The sequence below is a fragment of the Shewanella alkalitolerans genome (genome assembly GCF_019457575.1).
GTDB lineage: Bacteria > Pseudomonadota > Gammaproteobacteria > Enterobacterales > Shewanellaceae > Shewanella > Shewanella loihica.
In genome coordinates this window covers 2,350,102-2,371,509 of record NZ_CP080422.1, presented here as the reverse complement: position 1 = coordinate 2,371,509, position 21,408 = coordinate 2,350,102, and the positions used below count along the sequence as shown (strand labels likewise).

The following is a 21,408-nucleotide window of genomic DNA, read 5'->3' as shown; positions in this document are numbered from 1 at the left end:
ACTCGAATAAGGAGTCCCTATGGCCGGTCACAGTAAATGGGCCAACATCAAGCACCGCAAGGCGGCACAAGACGCCAAACGCGGTAAACTCTTCACCAAATTCATTCGCGAACTCACGGTAGCGGCCAGAGAAGGCGGCTCGGATCCCGATTCTAACCCGAGACTCAGGGCTGCAATTGATAAGGCGCTGTCAAATAACATGACCCGCGACACGGTCGAGCGCGCCATCAAGCGCGGCGCCGGTGAGCTAGACGGTCAGGTGCTGGAAACCATCATGTATGAAGGTTATGGTCCTGGCGGCACCGCCGTGATGGTCGAGACCATGACAGATAACCGTAACCGCACCGTTTCTGGCGTACGTAACGCCTTTAGCAAGTCGGGCGGTAACTTGGGCACGGATGGCTCTGTAGCCTATCTGTTCGAGAAGCGTGGCGTGATCTCTTACGCCGAAGGCAGCGATGAAGACACCATCATGGATGCGGCGCTCGACGCCGGCGCCGAAGATGTGGTGACCAATGATGATACCTCTATCGATGTCTACACCACGCCTGAGGCCTTTGGTACGGTTAAGGATGCACTGGACGGCGCCGGGCTCGAGGCGGTTAACGCCGAGGTGACCATGGTGCCATCGACTAAGGCTGAGCTTGATGCTGAAACGGCGCCTAAATTCCTGCGTCTCATCGATAACCTTGAAGATCACGACGATGTACAAGAGGTCTATCATAACGCCGAGATCTCCGATGAGATCTTAGCCAGCCTCGAATAGGCAGACTATGCCGATAATCTTGGGGGTGGATCCCGGCTCGCGGATCACAGGCTATGGGGTGATCCAGTGCCAGGGCAGGCAGCAGATCTACCTGGGCAGCGGCTGTATTCGTACCCAATCCGATGATCTGCCTTCCCGTCTCAAGGTAATTTTCGACGGGATAAGCGAGATCATCCGCCAATACCAGCCGGACGAATTTGCCATCGAGCGGGTGTTTTTGGCGAAGAATGCCGATTCGGCGTTAAAGCTTGGGCAGGCGCGGGGGGCGGCCATCGTCGCCGCCACCAATGCTCAATTGCCTGTGGCCGAATATTCGGCCACCCAGATCAAGAATGCCGTGGTTGGCACGGGGCGGGCGCAGAAGAGCCAGGTACAGCACATGGTGCAGCAGATCCTCAAGTTGCCGGCGGCGCCGCAGGCCGATGCGGCCGATGCGTTAGGCGTTGCCCTGTGCCATTTCCACACATATCAGAGCCTGATCGCCATGGGCGGTAAGGCTAGCGCGAGAACTTACGGAAGATATAGATGATAGGTCGTTTACGGGGATTACTCGTCGAGAAGCAGGCGCCCGAGGTGCTGATTGAAGCTGGCGGTGTCGGCTATGAGGTGCAGATGCCGCTGACCAGTTTTTATGAATTGCCGGAATTAAATCAAGAGGCGGTGATCTACACCCACTTCGTGGTGCGTGAAGACGCCCAGCTGCTGTACGGTTTCATCACCAAGCAGGAGAGGGCGCTGTTCAGGCTGCTGATCAAGACCAATGGCGTCGGTCCTAAGCTGGCACTGACCATACTCTCTGGCATGACGGCGGGCGAATTCGTGAAATGCGTCGAGCATGACGATATCGCAACCCTGGTTAAGCTGCCGGGTGTCGGCAAGAAGACTGCCGAGCGTCTGCTGGTTGAGATGCGCGATAAGCTCAAGAGCCTGATGGAAGCCTCCCATGGCAACGAGCGCGAGTTTGTGCTGCAGTCTAACTATACTCCTGCACCTGTGGCCAACACGGCCGAAGAAGATGCCATCTCGGCGCTTTTGGCGTTAGGATATAAGCCGGCACAGGCCAGTAAGGCGGTGTCCAGTGTCTTCGAAGAGGGCATGGATTCAGAAACCTTGATTAAGGCATCGCTGAAATCGATGCTCTAGCGCTCAGAGTGAGAAATAGATGATTGAAGCCGATAGGTTAGTTCACGCCCAGCCCCAAGGCACTGAGGAGCGGGACGAGCAGATAGATAGGGCGATGCGTCCTAAGCTGCTGGATGAATACACGGGCCAGGACGATGCCAGGGCCCAGCTCAAGGTGTTTATCGAGGCGGCGCAGAAGCGCGGCGAGGCCCTGGATCATATGTTGATCTACGGACCACCAGGGCTGGGTAAGACCACGCTTGCCATGATCGTCGCCAACGAGATGGGGGTTAACATCAAGTCCACCTCGGGTCCCGTGCTGGAGAAGGCGGGTGATCTCGCAGCCCTGCTTACCAATCTCGAGGCCGGTGACGTGCTCTTTATCGACGAGATCCACAGACTAAGCCCTGTGGTGGAGGAGATCCTCTACCCGGCGATGGAAGACTATCAGCTGGATATCATGATAGGCGAGGGCCCGGCGGCGCGCTCCATTAAGCTAGAGCTGCCTCCTTTCACCCTGATTGGCGCCACCACTCGTGCCGGCGCACTGACATCGCCGCTGCGTGCCCGTTTTGGCATCCCACTGCGTCTCGAGTTCTATAACGTCAAAGATCTTAGCAGTATCGTCACGCGCTCGGCCAAGGTGCTTGAGCTGCCGATCGATCAAGAAGGCGCGGTAGAGGTCGCCAGACGTTCTCGCGGCACGCCGCGTATCGCTAACCGTTTGCTTAGACGGGTGCGAGACTACGCCGAGGTGAAGCATGATGGCGAGGTCAACAAGGTGGTCGCCGAGAGCGCTTTGGATATGCTGGATGTGGATGTCGAAGGCTTCGATTATATGGACCGTAAGCTGCTGCTGGCCATCATAGATAAGTTTATGGGCGGCCCTGTGGGCCTGGATAACCTGGCCGCGGCCATCGGCGAGGAGCGTGAGACTATCGAAGATGTGCTCGAACCCTTCCTGATCCAGCAAGGCTTCATCCAGCGCACCCCAAGAGGGCGTATCGCGACGGCGAGAGCCTATCAGCACTTCAACCTGATCCAGCCGGAATAATCGCTAGGCGAACGGCTATTATCTCTCACAGTAGTGAGTTGAGCGTTAAGAGGCGTGGTCGAAAGACTGCGCTTTTTTGTTGTCACCTACTGGCTCGACATACGACGCCTTTGCTGTCTACCCAGTACCTCCCTGTCTGAGCATTTAATCAAAGCTTTCAATCAACGCCTTCAATCAAAGCATTCAATCAAAGCATTCAATCAAAGCATTCAATCAAAGCATTCAATCAAAGCCTTTAATCTAAGGCGCTAATAAACGTCTTCATGGGTGTGCCGTGAGCGTCATGATCTTGCTGCTGTCACTCTGTCGTTGCTGGGGACGCACTCGAATTTCTATGCAATCAGGTCGGTGATTTGAGTCGGTTGCTATCTACTTATTCTTGAATCCTATTTCAGAATCCTTTCGTTTAAAATATAAGCTAAAAGAGTTCCCGTTAAGGGAATAAGAGATACAAAGCGTTACACTTATATAATTTAATAAGCCTACTTGTTAGTTATTTTGTTAATTCTCCACAAAGATTGACTGTATTTAAATTGAGTCTTGATTTATATCCATTTTATTAATTCCGCACTTAGTTACTCCTTAAAATTAAATGCGTTAAGTCAGTAATTGATTTAATGCAGTGGCGTGGAAACTAGGTAGAGAGATAAATTGACTAACGCTGAGTTTCTGCGCGTTTGTAAAATATTGTAACAAGCAAGTCTAATCATCGCTCAGCATCCTTATTCATTTAAGGCTCAGGTCGGTGGAATTGTTAATGTTGGCGTGTTTATGTGCCTGCGGCGTAAAAACGCCAGATTGAAACAAGTGTTTAGACCATTGTTTTGTGATAGTGATCACATTTTTGCCTTTTGTGTGCGTTGTGATTGTGTTGCAACTCTTGCCGAGTAAAACACTGGCTCGGATCAAATTTTCTAGTTAATTAAACTAGGTGAATGCTTATTCACTCTCTGGGGTGAAATATTAAACTTGCGTTGTTACTTAAATAATACTTTGTATTAACGTTTATTTTTCATTGGTTAATAAATTGGTGGATTGACGCATTTGGGGTGAAAGGAGAGTATCGAATCGAGCGTTGAATAAATAAAAGAACGGCGCCGAATAAAAATTGAATTAGGGAGTAGACCTACATGATTAAAACAAGCAGATTAGCTGCGGCAGTTAAATTAAGTTTAATTGCGACAGTGTCGACCAGCGGATATTTTGTTGCCAACAATGCCGTTGCTGCCGAAGAAAGTGCCTCTTTTGAACGTATCGCGGTAACGGGTTCACGCATTCAACGTCAAGACATGGAAACGGCTTCACCTGTTACGGTTATCGACGCCAGTGCCATTCGCGCCGAGGGTTACAACTCGGTCGATGAGATCCTACAGGCGCAACCTGCCATGGCGGGTATGGCAGTAGGCTCTACCACTAACAATGGTGCCGACGGTGTCGCCCAGGTGGATCTACGTGGTATGGGCGCAAGCCGTACGCTAGTGCTGTTAAATGGCCGCCGCATGGTGAACTCAGGTTCGGGCGCCGACAGTGCAGTGGATCTGAACACTATCCCAGTGGCGATGATCGCCCGTGTGGAGATCCTGAAAGACGGTGCCTCAGCTGTTTATGGCTCTGACGCCATTGCCGGTGTAGTGAACATCATCACCAAGAAAGATTTCGAAGGCTTCCAGCTGGACATCAATGGCGGCGCGACCGACAAGGGCGATGGCGAAAACGTTGAGATCAGCGCGCTTTACGGATTCAACACAGACGGTGGTAACTATACCTTTGGTGTGGCTTACTCAGACCGTGGCGGCGTGATGCAAAAAGATCGCGACTGGGTAGAGAAGGGTGCCAGTAGCTTCATCCCAACCGGATCATTAGGCGGCAAGGTACAAGACGAGAACGGCAACTGGGTCGATCGCACCGAAGGTTATGACTATACCCAGGACAGCTGGCTACAGACGCCTAACGAGCGTTACAGCTTCTTCGCCAACGCGACCCAAGAGTTTGCGAACGAAATCGTCTTTACCGGCGACCTGCTTTACACCAAGCGTCAATCTGAGCAGATGATGGCGGCTCAGCCAGCCTCTGTGATGTTAGATGTGTGCACGCCAACTTCTACAGGTAACTGCATCACGCTAACCGACGAGATGCTTGCCGGTGGCATCACGCCTGACGACCAAGGCCGCGTCGAATATCGCAGAAGAACCACAGATGCGGGTAACCGTATCTATGAGCAAGACACTGACACTCTGCGTGTCTCAGCGGGTCTAGCTGGTGAATTCGATGTTCACACAGGCATCGCCTGGGATCTTTCCTACACCTATGGTAAGAACAAGGCAGAGACTTGGGTGCACAACTCAATCAACGCTAAGAACATGGCGCAGTCTGTCTATGACAACCAGGATGCCTGGTTCAGCGGTGACCCACTGTCTCAAGCCATCGTCGATGACATCAGCTACCAGGAAAGCACTACCGGTGGTAACGAGCAGCACATCGTCTCTGGCGTGATCAGCGGCGAAGCCTTCGACCTGGAAGCGGGCCCAGTGGCTTATGCAATTGGCGCCGAGTATCGCCATGACAGTGGTTACTACAATCCAGATCCAGTGATCGTCGCCGGTGAAGGCACTGCAGCCCAGCAAGATCCTACTGATGGTAGCTACAGCGTGGTGTCTGTCTATCAGGAGGTGAGCGTACCTTTCACCGACAAGCTGACAGGTGAATTTGCGCTGCGTTTCGATGACTACTCAACTTTTGGTAACGCATCGACCTGGAAGATAGGTTTGACCTATGAGGCGACCGATGACCTTATGCTTCGCGCCGTAGCGGCAACCGGTTTCCGCGCGCCAAACGTGAGCGAGCTGTTCGGTGGTAACGTGGGTTCATACGACTATCTGGACGATCCTTGGGGCAACGAGCAAGACCCACAGATCCTGGTGAACTACACCTCAGATCCCGATCTGAAGGCTGAGTCTTCAGAGTCTTACACAGCTGGTCTGGTCTACTCGCCAAGCTATATCGACGGCATGTCACTGACGCTGGATTACTGGCGCTTCAAGATCAAAGACGCCATCTCGCGTCTGGACGTTCAAGCGGGTCTGAATGCTTGTCACGCCGGTGATACTACAGCTTGTGAAACCTTCGGCATCACGCCTGACGGTAACCTGGAGAACCTGACTAACCCGCTAACCAACGTGGGCTATCAAGACACCAGTGGTATCGACTTTAACTTGGCTTACCGTTTCGAAGGCCTGGGCCTAGATTGGAGCATCAGCAACGATCTGACCTACCTGCTCGAGTTTGAACAGGATGGCATCGACTACACTGGCACCATCGGCGGCATGTTTGGTGGTTACGCTAAGGTGAAGAACAACTTTAGTGTGAAGGCCGGCCAGGGTGACTGGAGTCTGATGTACTCTAACCGTTATATCGGTGAGATGGATGACATCAACTATGGTGACACAGTTGATTCAGTGCTGTACCACAACATCTCGGGTATGTACCACATCAACGACAGCATTACGGCAAGCCTGGGCGTGAAGAACTTCACCGACGAGAAGCCTGTGATGGTGGCAAGTGGTAACGAGGCTGGCACAGTGCCTGAGGTTTACGACACTATCGGTCGTCAGATCTACGGCGGTGTAACCGTTAAGTTCTAACGAGTAGTTGGAAATAAAAAAGCGCCCTAGGGCGCTTTTTTATGTGGGTATCAAGATTAGCCTAAGCCGTGCTGGGCAGATTTCATCTGAATGAACTCAATCTTGTAGCCATCAGGGTCTTCTACGAAGGCAATCTCAGTCGTGCCACCGGCAACCGGGCCAGGCTGACGGGTCACCTTGCCACCGGCGGCTTCGATAGCGGCGCAGCGGCTGTAGATATCCTCTTCGCCAATGGCCAGATGACCAAAACCGGTGCCGAGATCATACTTGTCCGTGTCCCAGTTGTAGGTGAGCTCGACCACAGCGGCGCCAGTCGCCTCTTCGTCGAAGCCAACGAAGGCCAGGGTATAGCGGTATTCTGGATTCTCGGACTTGCGCAGTAGCTTCATGCCCAGGATCTCGGTGTAAAAATGTATGCTACGATCGAGATCGCCGACCCTCAGCATGGTGTGTAAAAGTTGTGCCATAAGGACCTCTTTTTAGGGGAATGCTAGGCCCAAGTATACCTTATTTATCCGCCATTTAAATCTGCGCTATCGGTTTGCTTGCTCAATAACAGCCTGGGAATAACAGGCGTAAATCGCCATGATCCTTGTCACAGAATGGGGTGATGTCACTGGTGTTAACCCGGATGGCTGAGATAATTGAGCTTGGTTACTAGAGGAGTTGTCGATGCCAAACGAATTGAAAATGGCCCTGGGATTAACGGCCACCATAGCACTGTTTCTATCTGTGTTTTTTGTCTGTATGTTTTGATACCAATCGTAGTAAATAACTGATCACTCTAGCGTGTTAAAACGTCCGATAACGGTGTTATCATTTGTGATTGTAGAATAACTACTTATCAAAAAATGCTGCCTTGTTCTCGAACGTTTTTCCCGTGTTATTTCTGATCACTTACTTACCGTGATTGGTATAACTCATCAGCGAACCCTCGCTACTGAGTCTGAAAAAAGCCGCATCTGCGGCTTTTTTATCTTTGAGAGCTTATTTTTATTCAAGAGTTTGCTTAAGTGTTTGCTCAATAGTTTACTCAAGTATTAGCTCAAGAATCAGCTCAAGCCTGAACGCCTATTCGTCTGGATAGACCTTCTCTTTAAACTCGCAATGCTCTTCAATCAAACAACTGCCGCATCTAGGCTTACGGGCGACACAGGTATATCGCCCGTGAAGAATAAACCAGTGGTGCACATCTACCTTAAACTCGGCCGGTACCACCTTTAACATCTTCTGCTCCACCTGATCCACATTCTTGCCCATGGCAAACTTGGTGCGGTTGGCGACGCGAAAGATATGGGTATCGACGGCAATGGTCGGCCAGCCGAAGGCGGTGTTTAATACTACGTTGGCCGTCTTACGACCCACGCCAGGCAGGGCTTCGAGCGCCTCTCTATCTTCGGGCACCTCGCCACCGTGCTTTTCCAGCAAGATCTCACAGGCCTTGATGACGTTGATTGCCTTGTTGTTATACAGGCCTATGGTCTTGATATAGTCTTTGAGTCCCTCGACGCCCAGGTCATAGATGGCTTGGGCGGTATTTGCGACGGGAAATAACTTGTCGGTGGCCTTGTTGACGCTCACGTCCGTGGCCTGGGCCGACAGGGTGACGGCAACCAGCAGCTCGAAGGGAGAGGAGAAGTTAAGCTCGGTCTCTGGCTTAGGATTGTTATCGCGAAAGATCTCCAGGATCTTACGGCGCTTCTCGGTATTCATAACTTAACTCACCTTGGTAATGCGTGCGCGGGTGACGGCTGGCGCGGCCTCTGGGGCTGGTTGACGCGCCTCGAGCTGCTTGTCGATCATGTTCTTGATGGCAATGAGGAAACCCATGGCGATAAAGGCGCCAGGCGGCAGCATGGCCAGCAGGAAGTTGGTATCTACCTGCCAGAGATGAATCGTTAGTCCCTTGGCCCAGTCGCCAAGCAGCAGATCGGCACCGTCAAACAGTGTGCCCTGGCCCAAAATCTCGCGGCAAGCGCCTAACAGCATGAGCACTAGGGTAAAGCCCAGTCCCATCATCAGACCATCGAACGCCGCCTTAACCACGCTGTTACGTGAGGCGAAGGCCTCGGCGCGGCCAATGATGACGCAGTTAGTGACGATAAGCGGCAGGAAGATCCCCAGTGACAGATAGAGGCCATAGGCATAGGCATTGATCAGCAGCTGCACACAGGTCACCAGGGCGGCGATGATCATCACAAACACCGGGATGCGGATCTCTTTGGGTACAAACTCTCGCACCAGAGAGACAAGCACGTTGGAGCCCACCAGCACCACAAGTGTTGCCAAGCCGAGGCCTATGGCGTTGGTCAGGGTAGCGGTGACCGCCAGCAGCGGGCATAGGCCCAGGAGCTGTACTAGGCCCGGGTTATTCTTCCACAGTCCTTGCCAGGCGATATCACGATAGTTACTCATACTGGACCTCACAGTTGGCAGGGCGGTTTAACAGGGTCTGCTGGTTGGCATTGAAATAGGCCAGGGTGCGCTTAACCGCGCCGACATAGGCCCTTGGCGTGATGGTGGCGCCGGTAAACTGATCAAACTGACCGCCATCTTTTTTCACCGCCCAGCGCTTATCTTGCTCGCCCTGAATACTCTGGCCCTTAAAGCCGAGTACCCAGGAAGACTTACGCAGATCGATCTTATCCCCAAGGCCCGGCGTCTCGTTATGGTTGAGCGTTCGCACGCCAAGAACCTCGCCCTTGGCATCGATGGCGACGATCAGCTTAATCTGACCGTTGTAGCCGTCTGGCGCGACGGTTTCCATGGCGATGGCTACCGGCTCACCGCCTTGGCTGGCGATGTAGGCGGGCAGGGGCTCATCTATACCCAGGACATCGGCGTCCTGGATCAGGATGCAGTGCTCAATAAGCGCGTTGTCATGCATCTCATCAGGGATGATCTGATGCAAGGTGCGCATCAGCTCGAGATCTTGCTGCTGCTTGATCCGCTCGAAGGTGAACTGGTTAACAAGGGCCACCAAGGCGGTACACAGGAGGGCGAATAACCCCAATAAGCTAGCATTTTTGACGATAGAACGTTTCACTTCATACTCCTGCCGTGGGCTTAGCGGCTTGCTCTGTGGCCGTAGGCTCGGGGTTTGACATAATAATCGATAAAGGGCGCGCACAGGTTTGCCAGCAGCACGGCAAAGGCAAAGGCATCGGGATAATAGCCGCCGAAACTGCGGATCAGATAGACCAGGAGACCGATCAGGGCGCCGAAGATCAGTCGGCCGCGGGTGCTGGTCGCCGCGGTTACAGGATCGGTTGCGATAAAGAAGGCTGCTAACATGGTGGCGCCGGAAAACAGATGCAGCAAGGGGCCCATGTGGGTATCAGGGCTCAGCAGATAACCTATGCTGGCGCAGACAAACAAACTGGCCAGGATGGCGGTGCTTATCTGCCAGCGGATCAGCTTCAGCTTGAGCATCACCAGACCGCCAGCCAGGTAGGCCAGATTTATTAGCGCCCAGCCGATGCCAAAGCCGTCGCTAAAGCTGGCCTTAGTTAAAATCTCATTCAGGGTCAGGCCGGTGGAGAGGCCTGTCTTAACCGCATCCAGAGGGGTGGCCATGGTCACGCCGTCTATGCCGGCGCGATAGGCGAGGATCTGCTCGGCGTCGGCGCCTTGGAAGATGATGCTCAGGCTCTGCATCAGCCCCAGGTCATGCAGGGCAGCGCCGCTTGGGGCGACCCAGGTGGTCATCTGCACCGGGAAGGAGATCAGCAGCATCACATAGGCCGCCATGGCCGGGTTGAAGATGTTGTTGCCAAGGCCACCGTAGAGCTGTTTGACCACTAAGATGGCAAAGACTACGCCTATGGCCGCAATCCACCATGGCGCCAGCGCGGGAATCGCCACACCGATGAGCAGGCCGGTAAGGGCCGCGCTGTTGTCACTGATGGTCTTGCCCACAGGACGCGCACGTAACTTTAATACCGCCGCCTCTGTAGCCACTGCTATAGCAATAGCCAAGGCTATCTGGATCAGGGTTCCCCAACCGAAAAAGTAGCACTGGGCCAGCGCACCGGGAAGGGCGCACAGCATGACCTTAAACATCAGGCCACGGGTTTGTGCCTTGGTGGATAGGTGTGGCGATGAGGCCAACTTAAATGCCATGATTAATCCTTGTGCTCATTGTTTGGGGTCTCTGCCTGGGCCTTAGCCTGCTTCTTCGCCTTGGCCTTGGCGACAGCGGCGGCTATCTTGGCCTTCTTGATGGCTTCAGGACTGCTGGTATCGGCAAAGTCTTCGATATCGGTCTGGCTTTCACTGGGCGCGAGCTGTTCATCACTTGCGCTTGCCTGAGCGGCTTTTTTCGCCTTGGCCTTGGCGACAGCGGCGGCTATCTTGGTCTTCTTGATCGCTTCAGGACTGTTGGCCTCGGCATCATCATTCGCCTCAGCTTGTAAAGTTGCCGCTTTAGCAGTCTCTTTATCAGTTACGACTTCTGCTTTTGGCTCATCGCCTGATCCGGCCTGCAGTGCCTTCTTCGCCTTGGCCTTGGCGACTGCCGCGGCTATCTTTGCCTTCTTGATGGCTTCAGGACTGTTGGCTTCAATATCCTCAGCTGGGGTCATGACGTCTGGCTCATCGGAAGCCTCAGCTTCTTGCTGTGCCTTTTTTGCCTTGGCCTTAGCAATGGCGGCGGCAATTTTTGCCTTCTTAGCAGCCGCAGCATCTGCCTTTTCGGTGCCTTCGACATTGTCTGTGCTAGCACTCTGGTTTTCGCTTGGCTCAACTGGTTCGTCGCTGCGCTCAATTGGCTCGTCGCTGTGCTCAACAGTCGCGGTTTGCTGCTCATTTGAGCCAGCCTGAGCGGCTTTCTTGGCCTTGGCGCGGGCGATTGCCGCCGCGACTTTCTCTTTCTGGCTTAATGGCGCAGTCTCAGCACCTTGCTGAGCGGGCGCTTGGCTTGTTTCAGTGGTATCGCTCGTGTCTTGTGCGGCTTTCTTCGCCTTGGCTCTGGCGATGGCGGCGGCGACTTTATCTTTCTGACTCATAGCGGCCGATTCACTATTGTCGGCCCCCATGACTTGTGATGCTGGCTGCTCGCTCGTCTCAGTTTCTGTTTCGCTGGAAGCTTTCTGCGCGGCTTTCTTAGCCTTAGCCCTCGCGATAGCGGCGGCGACCTTGTCTTGTGGCTGCTCTGTCGTAGCGCCTGCCGAGGCTTGGGCTTCTGCGGCCTTCTTGGCCTGGATTCTTGCCATGGCGGCGGCAACGGCATCTTTATCAGAGCCTGTCATCTGCGCCTTGCGACGCTCGGCCGCCTGTTTGGCTTTCTCTTCACGCGCCTGTTTCTCCTGCTCGAGGCGCAGGGTGCGGGAATCGAATCTCTGCTTGGCAAGCTCCGCCTGTTTCTTCTCTTCCGCCTCTTGGCGTAGTGCAGATTTGGCGACGCGATAATATTCGACTAGAGGAATGTCGCTGGGGCAGACATAGCTGCAGCAGCCACACTCGATACAGTCACGCAGATTGTAGCTGGCAGCCTTGTCATATTCCTGGGCCTTGGCATGCCAGAACAGCTGCTGGGGCAGCAACTGCGCCGGACAGGCCTGGGCACACTCGCCGCAGCGGATGCAGGGCTGCTCCGGACTCGGCGGTGCAACCTCTTGCTCGCTCGGCATCAGCACACAGTTGGTGCCCTTGGTGATAGGCGCCGCGACATTCGGCAGCATGTAGCCCATCATGGGGCCGCCGATGATCACCGGGGCATTGGCATCGCCCCTAAACTGACCCACCTCTAGCAGATGCTCGACTGGCGTGCCGATAGGGACCCAGTAGTTGCCGGGCTTAGCGATATTTTGACCGGTCAGGGTCACCACGCGCTCGATCAGCGGCATATTGCGATAGACTGCCTGGGCGATGCTGTAGGCGGTGCCTACGTTTTGCACCAGAATGCCCAGGTTGGCCGGAATGGCACCCGATGGCACCTCTTGTCCTGTGAGGATCTGGATAAGTTGCTTCTCGCCGCCTGACGGATAGAGCGTGGGGATCTTGCTCACTCGCGCGCAGTGACTCGGCAGCTGGCTGCGGTTGAGCGCATGGCCCATCTGCTCGATGGCCTCTGGTTTATTGTCTTCGATGGCGACAATAATGCGTTTCGGGCTGAGTAACTGATGGACTATTTCTATGCCGCGGACAATCTCATCGCTGCTTTCCTGCATCAGCTTGTCGTCAGAGGTGATATAGGGTTCACACTCGACGCCGTTGATGATCAGCAGCTCAATTTCGCTAACAGGTTTGAGTTTGATATGGGTTGGGAAGGCGGCGCCGCCAAGGCCCGCTATGCCAGCCGACTGAATCCGCCTGATGATGGCATCATTGTCCATCTCAGCCACTTGCTCAAGACTCAGTGGCACATGAACACTTTCGATCCACTGCTCCTGATGATCGTTTTCAATCACGCAGGTGAGCACGGGTAGTGCAGAGGCGTGGTTGCTGGCACGCTCTTCGATGGCGACGACTTTACCCGAGACAGGGGCATGGACAGGCAGATGGCGAAAGCCTTCGCCCAGGGTCAGGGGCTGTCCCTTGGCGACAGTGTCGCCGACTTTCACTGCTAAGGTGCAGTTTTCGCCGACGCCCGGGACAGGAACGAGGTAGTGATCCGCAAGGGGCAAGCGGCTTATCTTGCTCTGGTTGGAAAGCGTTTTATGTTCGGGTGGGTGAATACCGCCGGGGATACGCCAGAGTGTGCCTTTATCTATCTGTTCTAACAAGGTTAACACTTAGATTCCTCGCTAATATTGACCACGGGTATGGCATTGAGCTGCCAGCTCCAGTTTTGCAGTGTCTCGGCAACGGGGATCATGTCGATACAGTCTACAGGGCAAGGCTCGACACACAGATCGCAACCTGTGCAGTAGTCAGTAATAACCGTGTGCATCTGTTTGCCTGTGCCTAGGATGGCATCGACCGGACAGGCCTGAATACATTTAGTGCAGCCGATACATTCGGCCTCGCGAATGAAGGCAACCTTCTTCACCTGGGTCTCGGCGCTGGCGGTAAGCGGCTCTGGGTCGACGCCCATCAGCTCGGCAAGCTTCTCCATGGTGGCGGTGCCGCCCGGCGGACACTTGTTGATCTTATCGCCGTTGGCGATCGCCTCGGCGTAGGGACGACAGCCTGGGTAGCCGCATTGGCCACATTGGGTTTGCGGCAGTAGTGCCTCGGCCTGGTCGATAATGGGATCGCCTTCGACCTTAAATTTTTCGGCGGCGTAGCCTAGAAGCGCCCCGAAGGCGAGGGCGAGTAATCCTAATAGGATGATGGCAATAATAACTTGGCTCATGCTTAATTAACCAAACCTGTGAAGCCCATGAAGGCCAGAGACATCAGGCCTGCGGTGATCATGGCGATGGCGCCGCCCTTGAAGGGCGCCGGAACATCGGCTGCGGCGAGGCGCTCACGCATGGCGGAGAAGAGGATCAAGACGATGGAGAAACCGACCGCCGCGCCAAAACCATAGATGGCCGACTCGATAAAGTCGTGCTTCTCGTTGACGTTGAGCAGGGCTACACCCAGTACGGCGCAGTTGGTGGTGATCAGCGGCAGATAGATACCCAGGGCCCTGTGTAGGGCGGCGCTGGTCTTCTGTACCAGCATCTCGGTAAACTGCACCACGACGGCGATAACCAGGATAAAGGCCATGGTGCGCAGATAGCTGAGATCGAAAGGGGTCAACAGATAGGTGTCGACCAGATAGCTTAAGATAGAGGCAAGGGTGAGCACGAAGGTGGTCGCCATCGACATGCCGATAGCCGATTCCAACTTACTCGAGACCCCCATGAAGGGGCAGAGGCCGAGAAATTTAACTAATACAAAGTTGTTGACCAGCACTGTGCCGACCAATAGGAGGAGATATTCGCTCATCTCAATGGGTTATCTATATCTAATTTACGGGCTATTATCGGCCTTTCGGCCGGGATAAACAACACAAAGAATGAAGGGATTATTTATCCCGCCGTCTGACTGCGCGCAGATTGTTCATCCTTTACGGTGAATGGTTTAGGCTTAGCGATGTAAAAGCCTTGCAGGCCGTCCACCAAAAGCTGCTCCAGGGCAAACTTCTCTTCCTGACGCTCTATACTGGAGGCGATCACCTTAACCGACTGCTTACGGGCCACATCGACTATCATCTTCACGAAGAAGCGATTGTTGCTGTCTGTGTCTATTCCCTGAGAATAGCTGCCGTCGAGCTTAATAAAGTCGGGCCTGACCTCTTTAAAGAACTTGAAGGAGGTGAACCCCATGCCAAAGTGCTCGACCGCCACCCGTGCGCCGACACTGTGCATGTCGCGCACAAACTTATGGGCCTGACGGATATTGGCCTGCATTCCCGCCTCATTCACCTCCAATACCAGGCGCGAGGCGATCTGGCGCTGACGCACGAAGATATCTTTCAGCCAGGCGGTAAAGGCGGGCTGGTTGACCGAGGCAGTACTGATGTTGATGCCCAAGGCGCCGGTGAAGGTTGGGGTGTCGAGCAGCAGGCGCAGGGTGCTGAGTATGATGATCTTATCCAGCTCTACGCTGAGCCCATGACGCTCGGCCATGGCGATCACTGTGCCAGTGGGCAGAAATTTGCCCTCGCTGCTATAGAAGCGCGACAGCAGCTCGCGATAGACGTTGTCGGCGCCGCGACAGGGTTGAATGTCCTGGGCGTGAAACTTGATGGCGCGGCGCTTGATAATATCTTCGATGGCCAGTTTCCAATGGGAATCGCCAACCAGTTCCTCGTCGCTGAGCTTCTCCTGCACATGATAGCTGTTGGGGCCGAGTGTCTGGGCGATGCTGACGGCGGCGTCGGCAATATAGACCAGAGACAGGGCGTCGCCGCCTTGCTCGTAAGGCACCATGCCAATATAGGCGACCGATTCGAGATCGCTGCCTTGCTGGTACTCATCGAACTGGGCTTTTAATTTCTCCAGCGGCTGCTGGGCATCCTTTAGTACCAGATCCGGTATGAAGACGGCAAAATCGGCGCTGCTGATCCGAAACGCCTCGATATTTGGCATCCCTTGTAGGGCCTTGCGGATGCAGGTGGCGACGCCTGCCAGGTAGTCATCGCCCGCCGCGCGGCCCTGGCTCTGGTTAACATGACCAAGTTCGGTGGCCTTGATCATTGCCATCAGTCCGATACGCGACTTGCCGGGCTTGGCGAGGGCGTCGAGCTTCTCGGTAAACTTGGGGCGGGTGCCAAATAGGGTGACAGGATCTTGATAGGCCTCACGATTAAGCTGCTCTGTCTGTTGCTGCAGCTGATCGAACTTGTCATGCAGGGCGACGCGGCAATGCTCCAGCGCCTGGCCTAAGGGTTTGAGTTCGCCGTGAAAACGTGAATGGGCGATGGCATCAAATTTAAGCTCGGCGAAACCGTCCAGGGCATTGACCGCATAGCCTATGGTCCGCTTCTGTCTGGCCATCAAGAGGGTAAAGAGTACCGCCAGGGCCAGATAGCCACCGACTATCCAGATAAGAGTTTGGGTAAAATGAGTCAGTGCATCCTTGGCTATGGCGCGGCTGGAGAGTTTCACCTGCAGGCGGCCTTGGGGCAGTGCCTGGGTGTTTTCCCTTGGCTGATTAAAGAGCGCCGTTGCCAGATCTGTGTCTGAGGCGATAAGTTCGCCATGGGTGTAGTTGAGGTTGCCGTCTAATTGGTGCACATATTGGAAGAACTGAAATTCGTATTGCTTAGTCAGCAGGGTATAGAGTGCCTGGCCTTGCTCGGGCAGGGGCTGTTGCCAGATGGGATCGGCCTGATATTCCTTGAGTTGGAAGTCAGCTATTGCGGCGATCTCTTGTCGCTGATTGAGATAGGCCAGCGCCGTCAAGGCAAGACAAGCCGTTATCAGCAATAGATGTATAGATTTTCCAACGCCCATAAGAAAGTAACCTAAATTGATCGACTGCTCATTCTAGCTAAATTTGAAACAGTTAGTCTAACGCTTTATGGCCGATGAGTTTTTTAGGTTAACGCAGAGGGTAAAACTTAAGAAGGTGGCTCCCCAGACTGGACTTGAACCAGTGACATACGGATTAACAGTCCGCCGTTCTACCGACTGAACTACTGGGGAATCGAGAGAGATATGATAGTGAAGTGGCTCCCCAGACTGGACTTGAACCAGTGACATACGGATTAACAGTCCGCCGTTCTACCGACTGAACTACAGGGGAGTAGATACTTCTCTATGGTATAAGTGGCTCCCCAGACTGGACTTGAACCAGTGACATACGGATTAACAGTCCGCCGTTCTACCGACTGAACTACTGGGGAATTGATACTTATATGGTTAACTAAATTGGCTCCCCTGACTGGACTCGAACCAGTGACATACGGATTAACAGTCCGCCGTTCTACCGACTGAACTACAGGGGAACATCTATATAGCTAACTCATCTTCTTCAATTTGACGCTTTGGCTCCCCAGACTGGACTTGAACCAGTGACATACGGATTAACAGTCCGCCGTTCTACCGACTGAACTACTGGGGAATCGTGTAAGCGACTCGTCGTTGAAGACGGAGCGCATATTAAATCGCTCTTACACATGAGTCAACTCGACTTGGCAAAAAAAGTGTAATTATGCTGTTAAGTGCTCATCTAATGCGCACAGTGATCGCTAAGTGCGCATTTTGCTGCTTTAACGGCCATATCTGGCTGAAATTTATCGGCTATTGGCATTTTATGCTGACGCTATATGACAGCCGACGACGCTCCTCTGATAGGCTGGGTTTTCAAATGTAGTAAAATTACATCCTTATAGCGAAAAGGGCGGCGATGTGTAAAAGGGGCTAAAGCCGCGATTATCCTGAGGTTGCGGGAGTTATCCACTAAATCTGTGGATAAGCCTGTGGGTTAGGCACTAAATCGCCGGGCAAACGCAGTGGCTCTGCGGGTTGTACTTAAAATGACAAGAATTAGCGCATCTTAATATTGGCACCAATTATCAACAACTTATGAAAATCAAGCCCCTTAATGCATTTATCTGCATGACGTTACAGATATGTAATGAGTTTTGGCCCTTCACTTGTGTATTAAATTGGCTACAGGCGTGAGTTTTAGCCTGTTTTTTGACCGTCGAGTACAAATTTGCCGCTTGTACAAAACTTACATGACAAACCGATGACATTTATGGGGTGTTTTGGTGAATTCTGCCTAATAAGAAAATGAACCGTCTCATTGGCTAATAGCTGTGGGTACTTTAAGATAGGTGCACAGCTATAAAGGAGTGCACCATTGAGTGAATCAGCATTTGATCTCGTTTCGCAATACGCGCCGGCTGGCGATCAGCCCGGCGCGATCAAGCAACTTGTCGACGGCCTGGATGCCGGGCTGGCAAGCCAGACACTGCTTGGGGTAACGGGATCCGGAAAAACCTTTACCATTGCCAATGTTATCAAGCAGATGCAGCGCCCAACTATCATCATGGCGCCCAACAAGACCCTGGCGGCCCAGCTCTATGGTGAGATGAAGGAGTTCTTTCCTAATAATGCCGTCGAGTATTTCGTCTCCTACTACGACTATTATCAGCCCGAAGCCTATGTGCCGTCGACCAATACCTTCATCGAGAAGGATGCCTCGGTCAACGCCCATATCGAGCAGATGCGACTCTCGGCCACCAAGGCGTTGCTTGAGCGGCGCGATGTGGTGCTGATCGCCTCTGTGTCGGCCATTTATGGTCTGGGCGACCCTGAGTCCTACATGAAGATGTTGCTGCATCTGCGTCAGGGCGATTTTATGGGCCAGAGGGAGATCCTGCAGCGCCTGAGCGAGCTGCAATATACCCGCAACGATATCGAGCTGGATCGCGGTACCTTCAGGGTGCGCGGTGAGGTGATCGATATCTTCCCCGCCGAATCTGACAAGCAAGCGATCCGCGTCGAACTGTTCGACGATGAAATTGACCGCCTCAGCCTGTTTGATCCCTTGACCGGCCATATTCTGCAGCGCATCGCGCGCACCACTGTCTATCCTAAGACCCACTATGTGACGCCCAGAGAGAAGATCCTGGCGGCCACAGAGGAGATCAAGCAGGAGCTCAGAGAGCGCAAGCAGTATCTGCTGGACAATAATAAGCTTATCGAGGCGCAGCGGATCTCTGAGCGGGTGCAATACGATATTGAGATGATGACAGAGCTGGGATACTGCTCCGGCATCGAAAACTACTCCCGCTATCTCTCTGGCAGACGTCCGGGTGAGGGGCCGCCGACCCTATTGGACTATCTGCCCGCCGACGGCCTGTTGATCCTCGACGAGTCTCACGTGACTGTGCCACAGATCGGCGCCATGTATAAGGGGGACCGTTCGCGCAAGATGAATCTGGTGGAGTATGGTTTCCGTCTGCCCTCGGCGCTGGACAACCGTCCGCTCAAGTTCGAAGAGTTTGAGTCTTTAATGCCACAGACCATCTTCGTGTCGGCGACCCCGGCGCAATATGAGCTGGATAAGAGTGACGGGGAGATCGCCGAGCAGGTGGTGCGGCCGACTGGTCTGTTGGATCCCGAGATAGAGGTGCGCCCGGTGGCAATTCAAGTGGACGACCTCTTGTCTGAAGCCAACAAGCGCGTCGCGGTGAACGAGCGGGTGCTGGTGACCACGCTAACCAAACGTATGGCGGAGGATCTCACCGAGTATCTCGATGAGCATGGTGTCAAGGTACGTTATCTGCACTCAGACATAGATACGGTAGAGCGGGTGGAGATCATCCGCGACCTACGCCTGGGTGTATTTGATGTGCTGGTCGGCATCAACTTGCTCAGGGAGGGCCTGGATATGCCGGAGGTCTCCCTGGTGTGCATCTTAGATGCCGATAAGGAAGGCTTCCTTCGCTCAGAGCGCTCCCTCATTCAGACCATAGGTCGCGCCGCCCGTAATGTGAACGGTAAGGTGATCCTCTACGCCGACAATATGACTAAGTCGATGGCCAAGGCGATCGGCGAGACAGAGCGTCGCAGGGAGAAACAGCATGAGTTCAACCTGGCCAACGGCATCACACCGAAAGGGGTGTCGAAGAAGATTGCCGATGTGATGGATCTGGGTGACTATAACGAGCATACCGCCAAGGTGTTGCCGAAATACCAGAAGGTCGCCGAGTCCAGAACTACCTATGCCAAGCAAGATGCGTCCAGCCTCAGCCATCAGATCGATGAGTTGGAGAAGCGTATGCACCAGCATGCAAGAGACCTGGAGTTTGAACAGGCAGCAGCGCTGCGTGACGAGGTGCTGGCCCTGCGTGAGGCGCTTATTAAGGCTTAGTCTGATCACGCTGCAGCGATTCATAAAAGAAAAGGCTCACCTAGGTGAGCCTTTTTTATCTTTTCAGAGCCAATGTTATAAGCAATGCCGTTAACTCGGTTATTAGCGTTAGGTCATTAGCGCTTTGTCATTAGTGCCTAGTCATTAGCGCGCCAGTCGCCTGATGAGACGATAGAGCAAAAATACCAGCACGCCGCTGATCACACCTACCAAATGCGCCTCTGTGGCGACCCTGGCATCGATCAGCTTAGTGATCTGATCCGTGGCACCGTAATACTGCTCATAAGCCACCTTGAAGCAGACGCCGGCAAATAGCAGGTAGCCGGAGCGGATCTTCATCTGAATATCTTTTAGCGCGCCGTAGGCAAACAAACCATGCAGCATGCCGCTGAGGCCTACATAACCGCCTAAGGTGGGGAAAAACCAGTAGAGGCCTAGCCCCTGAAGTAGGCAGAGCAGGGCCAACAGTAAGGTGAAATTACCGGCGCGGTAGTGGTTCTCGTGCAGAAAACTGATCACCCACAGACCTGCTAGGTTCATCAGCAGGTGCCAATGATTGGTGTGCAGCAGATTGCCGCTAACCAGGCGCCACCACTCTCCGTGCGCAATGGCACTGCGGCGAAAGGCGAGCGTGCCGTCTAGGTGGAGAAAGTAGAGCAGAGTGCAGAGTATGCTGATCCCCAGCACCACGCTATAGGGCGTAGCGCGCGACGTGAGCCGACCTAACATTTTGCGTCCAGTTCGGCCATGATGCCTGCTTTGTCTTCCAGATAGTCATTCAGTCCCTTGGCTCTCAGCAGGCAGGCGGGGCAGGTGCCGCAGCCACTGCCGACGATACCGTTGTAGCAGGTGAGGGTCTGGTCTCTGACCAGCTCCAGGCTGTGATATTTGTCTGCCAGTGCCCAGGTCTGGGCCTTGTTAAGCCACATTAAGGGAGTGACAAGCTTAAGTTCACGATCCATTCCCTGCTCGAGCGCCGATTGCATTGCCTTGATAAACGAGTCGCGACAATCTGGATAGCCGGAGAAGTCGGTTTCACACACGCCGGTGATCACACTCTCGGCGCCCAGCTGATAGGCATAGATCCCGGCCAAGGTGAGAAACAGTATGTTGCGGCCGGGCACGAAGGTGTTGGGCAGGCCGTTTTCCATTAATTCATTCGACACAGGGATGGCATCACGGGTGAGGGCTGAGATAGCCAGCTCGTTCAATACGGTCACATCCAATATCTTATGACTGGCGACTTTGAGGTCCTTGGCCAACTTGGCGGCGGTGGCGATCTCTTCGCTGTGGCGTTGGCCATAATCGAAGGTAACCGCATGCACTTCATCATATTGATTCAGGGCTTGAATTAAACAGGTGGTGGAGTCTTGTCCGCCACTAAACACGACAACAGCTTTAGACATCTGATCTGTCCGGATAGAAAATTTGTCGATAGTTTAACTGACCATGAAGGCCTTGCAAATTTTCTTGTGGCGATCCGCCTATGCCATCGACAAATTGGTGAAACCTTGGGGAATTAATGGGGTTATACTTGCTTGTAGGGGCAAAATCTTCTATAA

Annotated in this window: 17 protein-coding genes and 5 tRNA genes; 6 read left to right on the top strand and 16 right to left on the bottom strand. The window is 53.7% G+C overall.

The annotated features are described in order from the left end of the window. Positions 1–19 precede the first annotated feature (19 nt). The 5 genes from K0J45_RS10640 (at position 20) to K0J45_RS10620 (ending at position 6,583) form a co-directional block, all read left to right on the top strand. The gene (locus K0J45_RS10640; RefSeq protein ID WP_220042536.1) at positions 20–766 is read left to right on the top strand and encodes a YebC/PmpR family DNA-binding transcriptional regulator; all 747 of its coding nucleotides are present in this window, start codon (positions 20–22) and stop codon (positions 764–766) included. A 7-nt stretch (positions 767–773) separates the two neighbouring features. After that, positions 774–1,295 (top strand): crossover junction endodeoxyribonuclease RuvC, encoded by a 522-nt coding sequence (gene ruvC / locus K0J45_RS10635; RefSeq protein WP_220042535.1) that lies wholly within the window; start codon positions 774–776, stop codon positions 1,293–1,295. Beyond that, the gene (gene ruvA / locus K0J45_RS10630) at positions 1,292–1,909 is read left to right on the top strand and encodes a Holliday junction branch migration protein RuvA (protein WP_220042534.1); all 618 of its coding nucleotides are present in this window, start codon (positions 1,292–1,294) and stop codon (positions 1,907–1,909) included. Before ruvC ends, ruvA begins: the two co-directional genes overlap by 4 nt. Positions 1,910–1,928: 19 nt before the next feature. Further along, positions 1,929–2,942: a Holliday junction branch migration DNA helicase RuvB gene (gene ruvB, locus K0J45_RS10625; protein ID WP_220042533.1), complete on the top strand. Its 1,014-nt coding sequence runs from the start codon at positions 1,929–1,931 to the stop codon at positions 2,940–2,942. 1,130 nt (positions 2,943–4,072) lie between these two features. Next, on the top strand, positions 4,073–6,583 hold the full coding sequence (locus tag K0J45_RS10620) for a TonB-dependent receptor plug domain-containing protein (RefSeq protein WP_220042532.1): 2,511 nt from the start codon (positions 4,073–4,075) through the stop codon (positions 6,581–6,583). A 56-nt stretch (positions 6,584–6,639) separates the two neighbouring features. Here K0J45_RS10620 and gloA read toward each other — a convergent pair whose 3' ends face one another. From gloA to K0J45_RS10550, 14 genes are all read right to left on the bottom strand, one after another. Next, positions 6,640–7,050: a lactoylglutathione lyase gene (gene gloA, locus K0J45_RS10615; protein ID WP_220042531.1), complete on the bottom strand. Its 411-nt coding sequence runs from the start codon at positions 7,048–7,050 to the stop codon at positions 6,640–6,642. A 604-nt stretch (positions 7,051–7,654) separates the two neighbouring features. Continuing rightward, positions 7,655–8,296 (bottom strand): endonuclease III, encoded by a 642-nt coding sequence (gene nth, locus K0J45_RS10610; RefSeq protein ID WP_011865870.1) that lies wholly within the window; start codon positions 8,294–8,296, stop codon positions 7,655–7,657. Between the two features lie 3 nt (positions 8,297–8,299). After that, positions 8,300–8,998: an electron transport complex subunit E gene (locus tag K0J45_RS10605; RefSeq protein WP_220042530.1), complete on the bottom strand. Its 699-nt coding sequence runs from the start codon at positions 8,996–8,998 to the stop codon at positions 8,300–8,302. Further along, complete coding sequence (rsxG, locus tag K0J45_RS10600; RefSeq protein ID WP_011865868.1) at positions 8,991–9,629, bottom strand: electron transport complex subunit RsxG; 639 nt, start codon at positions 9,627–9,629, stop codon at positions 8,991–8,993. Before rsxG ends, K0J45_RS10605 begins: the two co-directional genes overlap by 8 nt. Positions 9,630–9,649: 20 nt before the next feature. After that, complete coding sequence (gene rsxD, locus K0J45_RS10595) at positions 9,650–10,705, bottom strand: electron transport complex subunit RsxD (protein WP_220042529.1); 1,056 nt, start codon at positions 10,703–10,705, stop codon at positions 9,650–9,652. A gap of 2 nt (positions 10,706–10,707) precedes the next feature. Beyond that, entirely contained in the window at positions 10,708–13,317 is a 2,610-nt protein-coding gene (gene rsxC, locus K0J45_RS10590) for an electron transport complex subunit RsxC (RefSeq protein WP_220042528.1), read from the bottom strand. Then, on the bottom strand, positions 13,311–13,880 hold the full coding sequence (gene rsxB, locus K0J45_RS10585) for an electron transport complex subunit RsxB (RefSeq protein WP_220042527.1): 570 nt from the start codon (positions 13,878–13,880) through the stop codon (positions 13,311–13,313). Before rsxB ends, rsxC begins: the two co-directional genes overlap by 7 nt. 2 nt (positions 13,881–13,882) lie before the next feature. Beyond that, positions 13,883–14,461, bottom strand: a complete 579-nt coding sequence (gene rsxA, locus K0J45_RS10580) for an electron transport complex subunit RsxA (protein WP_011865864.1) — start codon at positions 14,459–14,461, stop codon at positions 13,883–13,885. Between the two features lie 83 nt (positions 14,462–14,544). Then, on the bottom strand, positions 14,545–16,473 hold the full coding sequence (locus K0J45_RS10575; RefSeq protein WP_220042526.1) for an EAL domain-containing protein: 1,929 nt from the start codon (positions 16,471–16,473) through the stop codon (positions 14,545–14,547). A gap of 116 nt (positions 16,474–16,589) precedes the next feature. Beyond that, positions 16,590–16,665, bottom strand: a tRNA-Asn gene (locus K0J45_RS10570). Positions 16,666–16,689: 24 nt separating this feature from the next. Beyond that, positions 16,690–16,765, bottom strand: a tRNA-Asn gene (locus K0J45_RS10565). Positions 16,766–16,789: 24 nt separating this feature from the next. Then, a tRNA-Asn gene (locus K0J45_RS10560) sits at positions 16,790–16,865 on the bottom strand. Between the two features lie 26 nt (positions 16,866–16,891). Next, positions 16,892–16,967 (bottom strand) — tRNA-Asn (locus K0J45_RS10555). 40 nt (positions 16,968–17,007) lie between these two features. Then, positions 17,008–17,083, bottom strand: a tRNA-Asn gene (locus tag K0J45_RS10550). Between the two features lie 744 nt (positions 17,084–17,827). Between K0J45_RS10550 and uvrB the strand changes: the two genes are divergently transcribed. Then, positions 17,828–19,846 (top strand): excinuclease ABC subunit UvrB, encoded by a 2,019-nt coding sequence (gene uvrB / locus K0J45_RS10545; protein WP_144204253.1) that lies wholly within the window; start codon positions 17,828–17,830, stop codon positions 19,844–19,846. Positions 19,847–19,990: 144 nt separating this feature from the next. Here uvrB and rrtA read toward each other — a convergent pair whose 3' ends face one another. Then, a complete protein-coding gene (rrtA, locus tag K0J45_RS10540) occupies positions 19,991–20,575 on the bottom strand; it encodes a rhombosortase (RefSeq protein ID WP_220042525.1) in 585 nt (194 codons plus the stop codon). After that, positions 20,569–21,252 (bottom strand): 7-cyano-7-deazaguanine synthase QueC, encoded by a 684-nt coding sequence (gene queC / locus K0J45_RS10535; RefSeq protein WP_220042524.1) that lies wholly within the window; start codon positions 21,250–21,252, stop codon positions 20,569–20,571. The genes rrtA and queC overlap by 7 nt, the downstream gene beginning before the upstream one ends. Positions 21,253–21,408 lie beyond the last annotated feature (156 nt).

Excerpts from the sequence above, each read along its gene's own strand:
- K0J45_RS10640 (WP_220042536.1), top strand. The coding sequence starts at position 20 with ATGGCCGGTCACAGTAAATGGGCCAACATCAAGCACCGCAAGGCGGCA.
- ruvC (WP_220042535.1), top strand. The coding sequence starts at position 774 with ATGCCGATAATCTTGGGGGTGGATCCCGGCTCGCGGATCACAGGCTAT.
- ruvA (WP_220042534.1), top strand. The coding sequence starts at position 1,292 with ATGATAGGTCGTTTACGGGGATTACTCGTCGAGAAGCAGGCGCCCGAG.
- ruvB (WP_220042533.1), top strand. The coding sequence starts at position 1,929 with ATGATTGAAGCCGATAGGTTAGTTCACGCCCAGCCCCAAGGCACTGAG.
- K0J45_RS10620 (WP_220042532.1), top strand. The coding sequence starts at position 4,073 with ATGATTAAAACAAGCAGATTAGCTGCGGCAGTTAAATTAAGTTTAATT.
- gloA (WP_220042531.1), bottom strand. The coding sequence starts at position 7,050 with ATGGCACAACTTTTACACACCATGCTGAGGGTCGGCGATCTCGATCGT.
- nth (WP_011865870.1), bottom strand. The coding sequence starts at position 8,296 with ATGAATACCGAGAAGCGCCGTAAGATCCTGGAGATCTTTCGCGATAAC.
- K0J45_RS10605 (WP_220042530.1), bottom strand. The coding sequence starts at position 8,998 with ATGAGTAACTATCGTGATATCGCCTGGCAAGGACTGTGGAAGAATAAC.
- rsxD (WP_220042529.1), bottom strand. The coding sequence starts at position 10,705 with ATGGCATTTAAGTTGGCCTCATCGCCACACCTATCCACCAAGGCACAA.
- rsxB (WP_220042527.1), bottom strand. The coding sequence starts at position 13,880 with ATGAGCCAAGTTATTATTGCCATCATCCTATTAGGATTACTCGCCCTC.
- rsxA (WP_011865864.1), bottom strand. The coding sequence starts at position 14,461 with ATGAGCGAATATCTCCTCCTATTGGTCGGCACAGTGCTGGTCAACAAC.
- K0J45_RS10575 (WP_220042526.1), bottom strand. The coding sequence starts at position 16,473 with ATGGGCGTTGGAAAATCTATACATCTATTGCTGATAACGGCTTGTCTT.
- rrtA (WP_220042525.1), bottom strand. The coding sequence starts at position 20,575 with ATGTTAGGTCGGCTCACGTCGCGCGCTACGCCCTATAGCGTGGTGCTG.
- queC (WP_220042524.1), bottom strand. The coding sequence starts at position 21,252 with ATGTCTAAAGCTGTTGTCGTGTTTAGTGGCGGACAAGACTCCACCACC.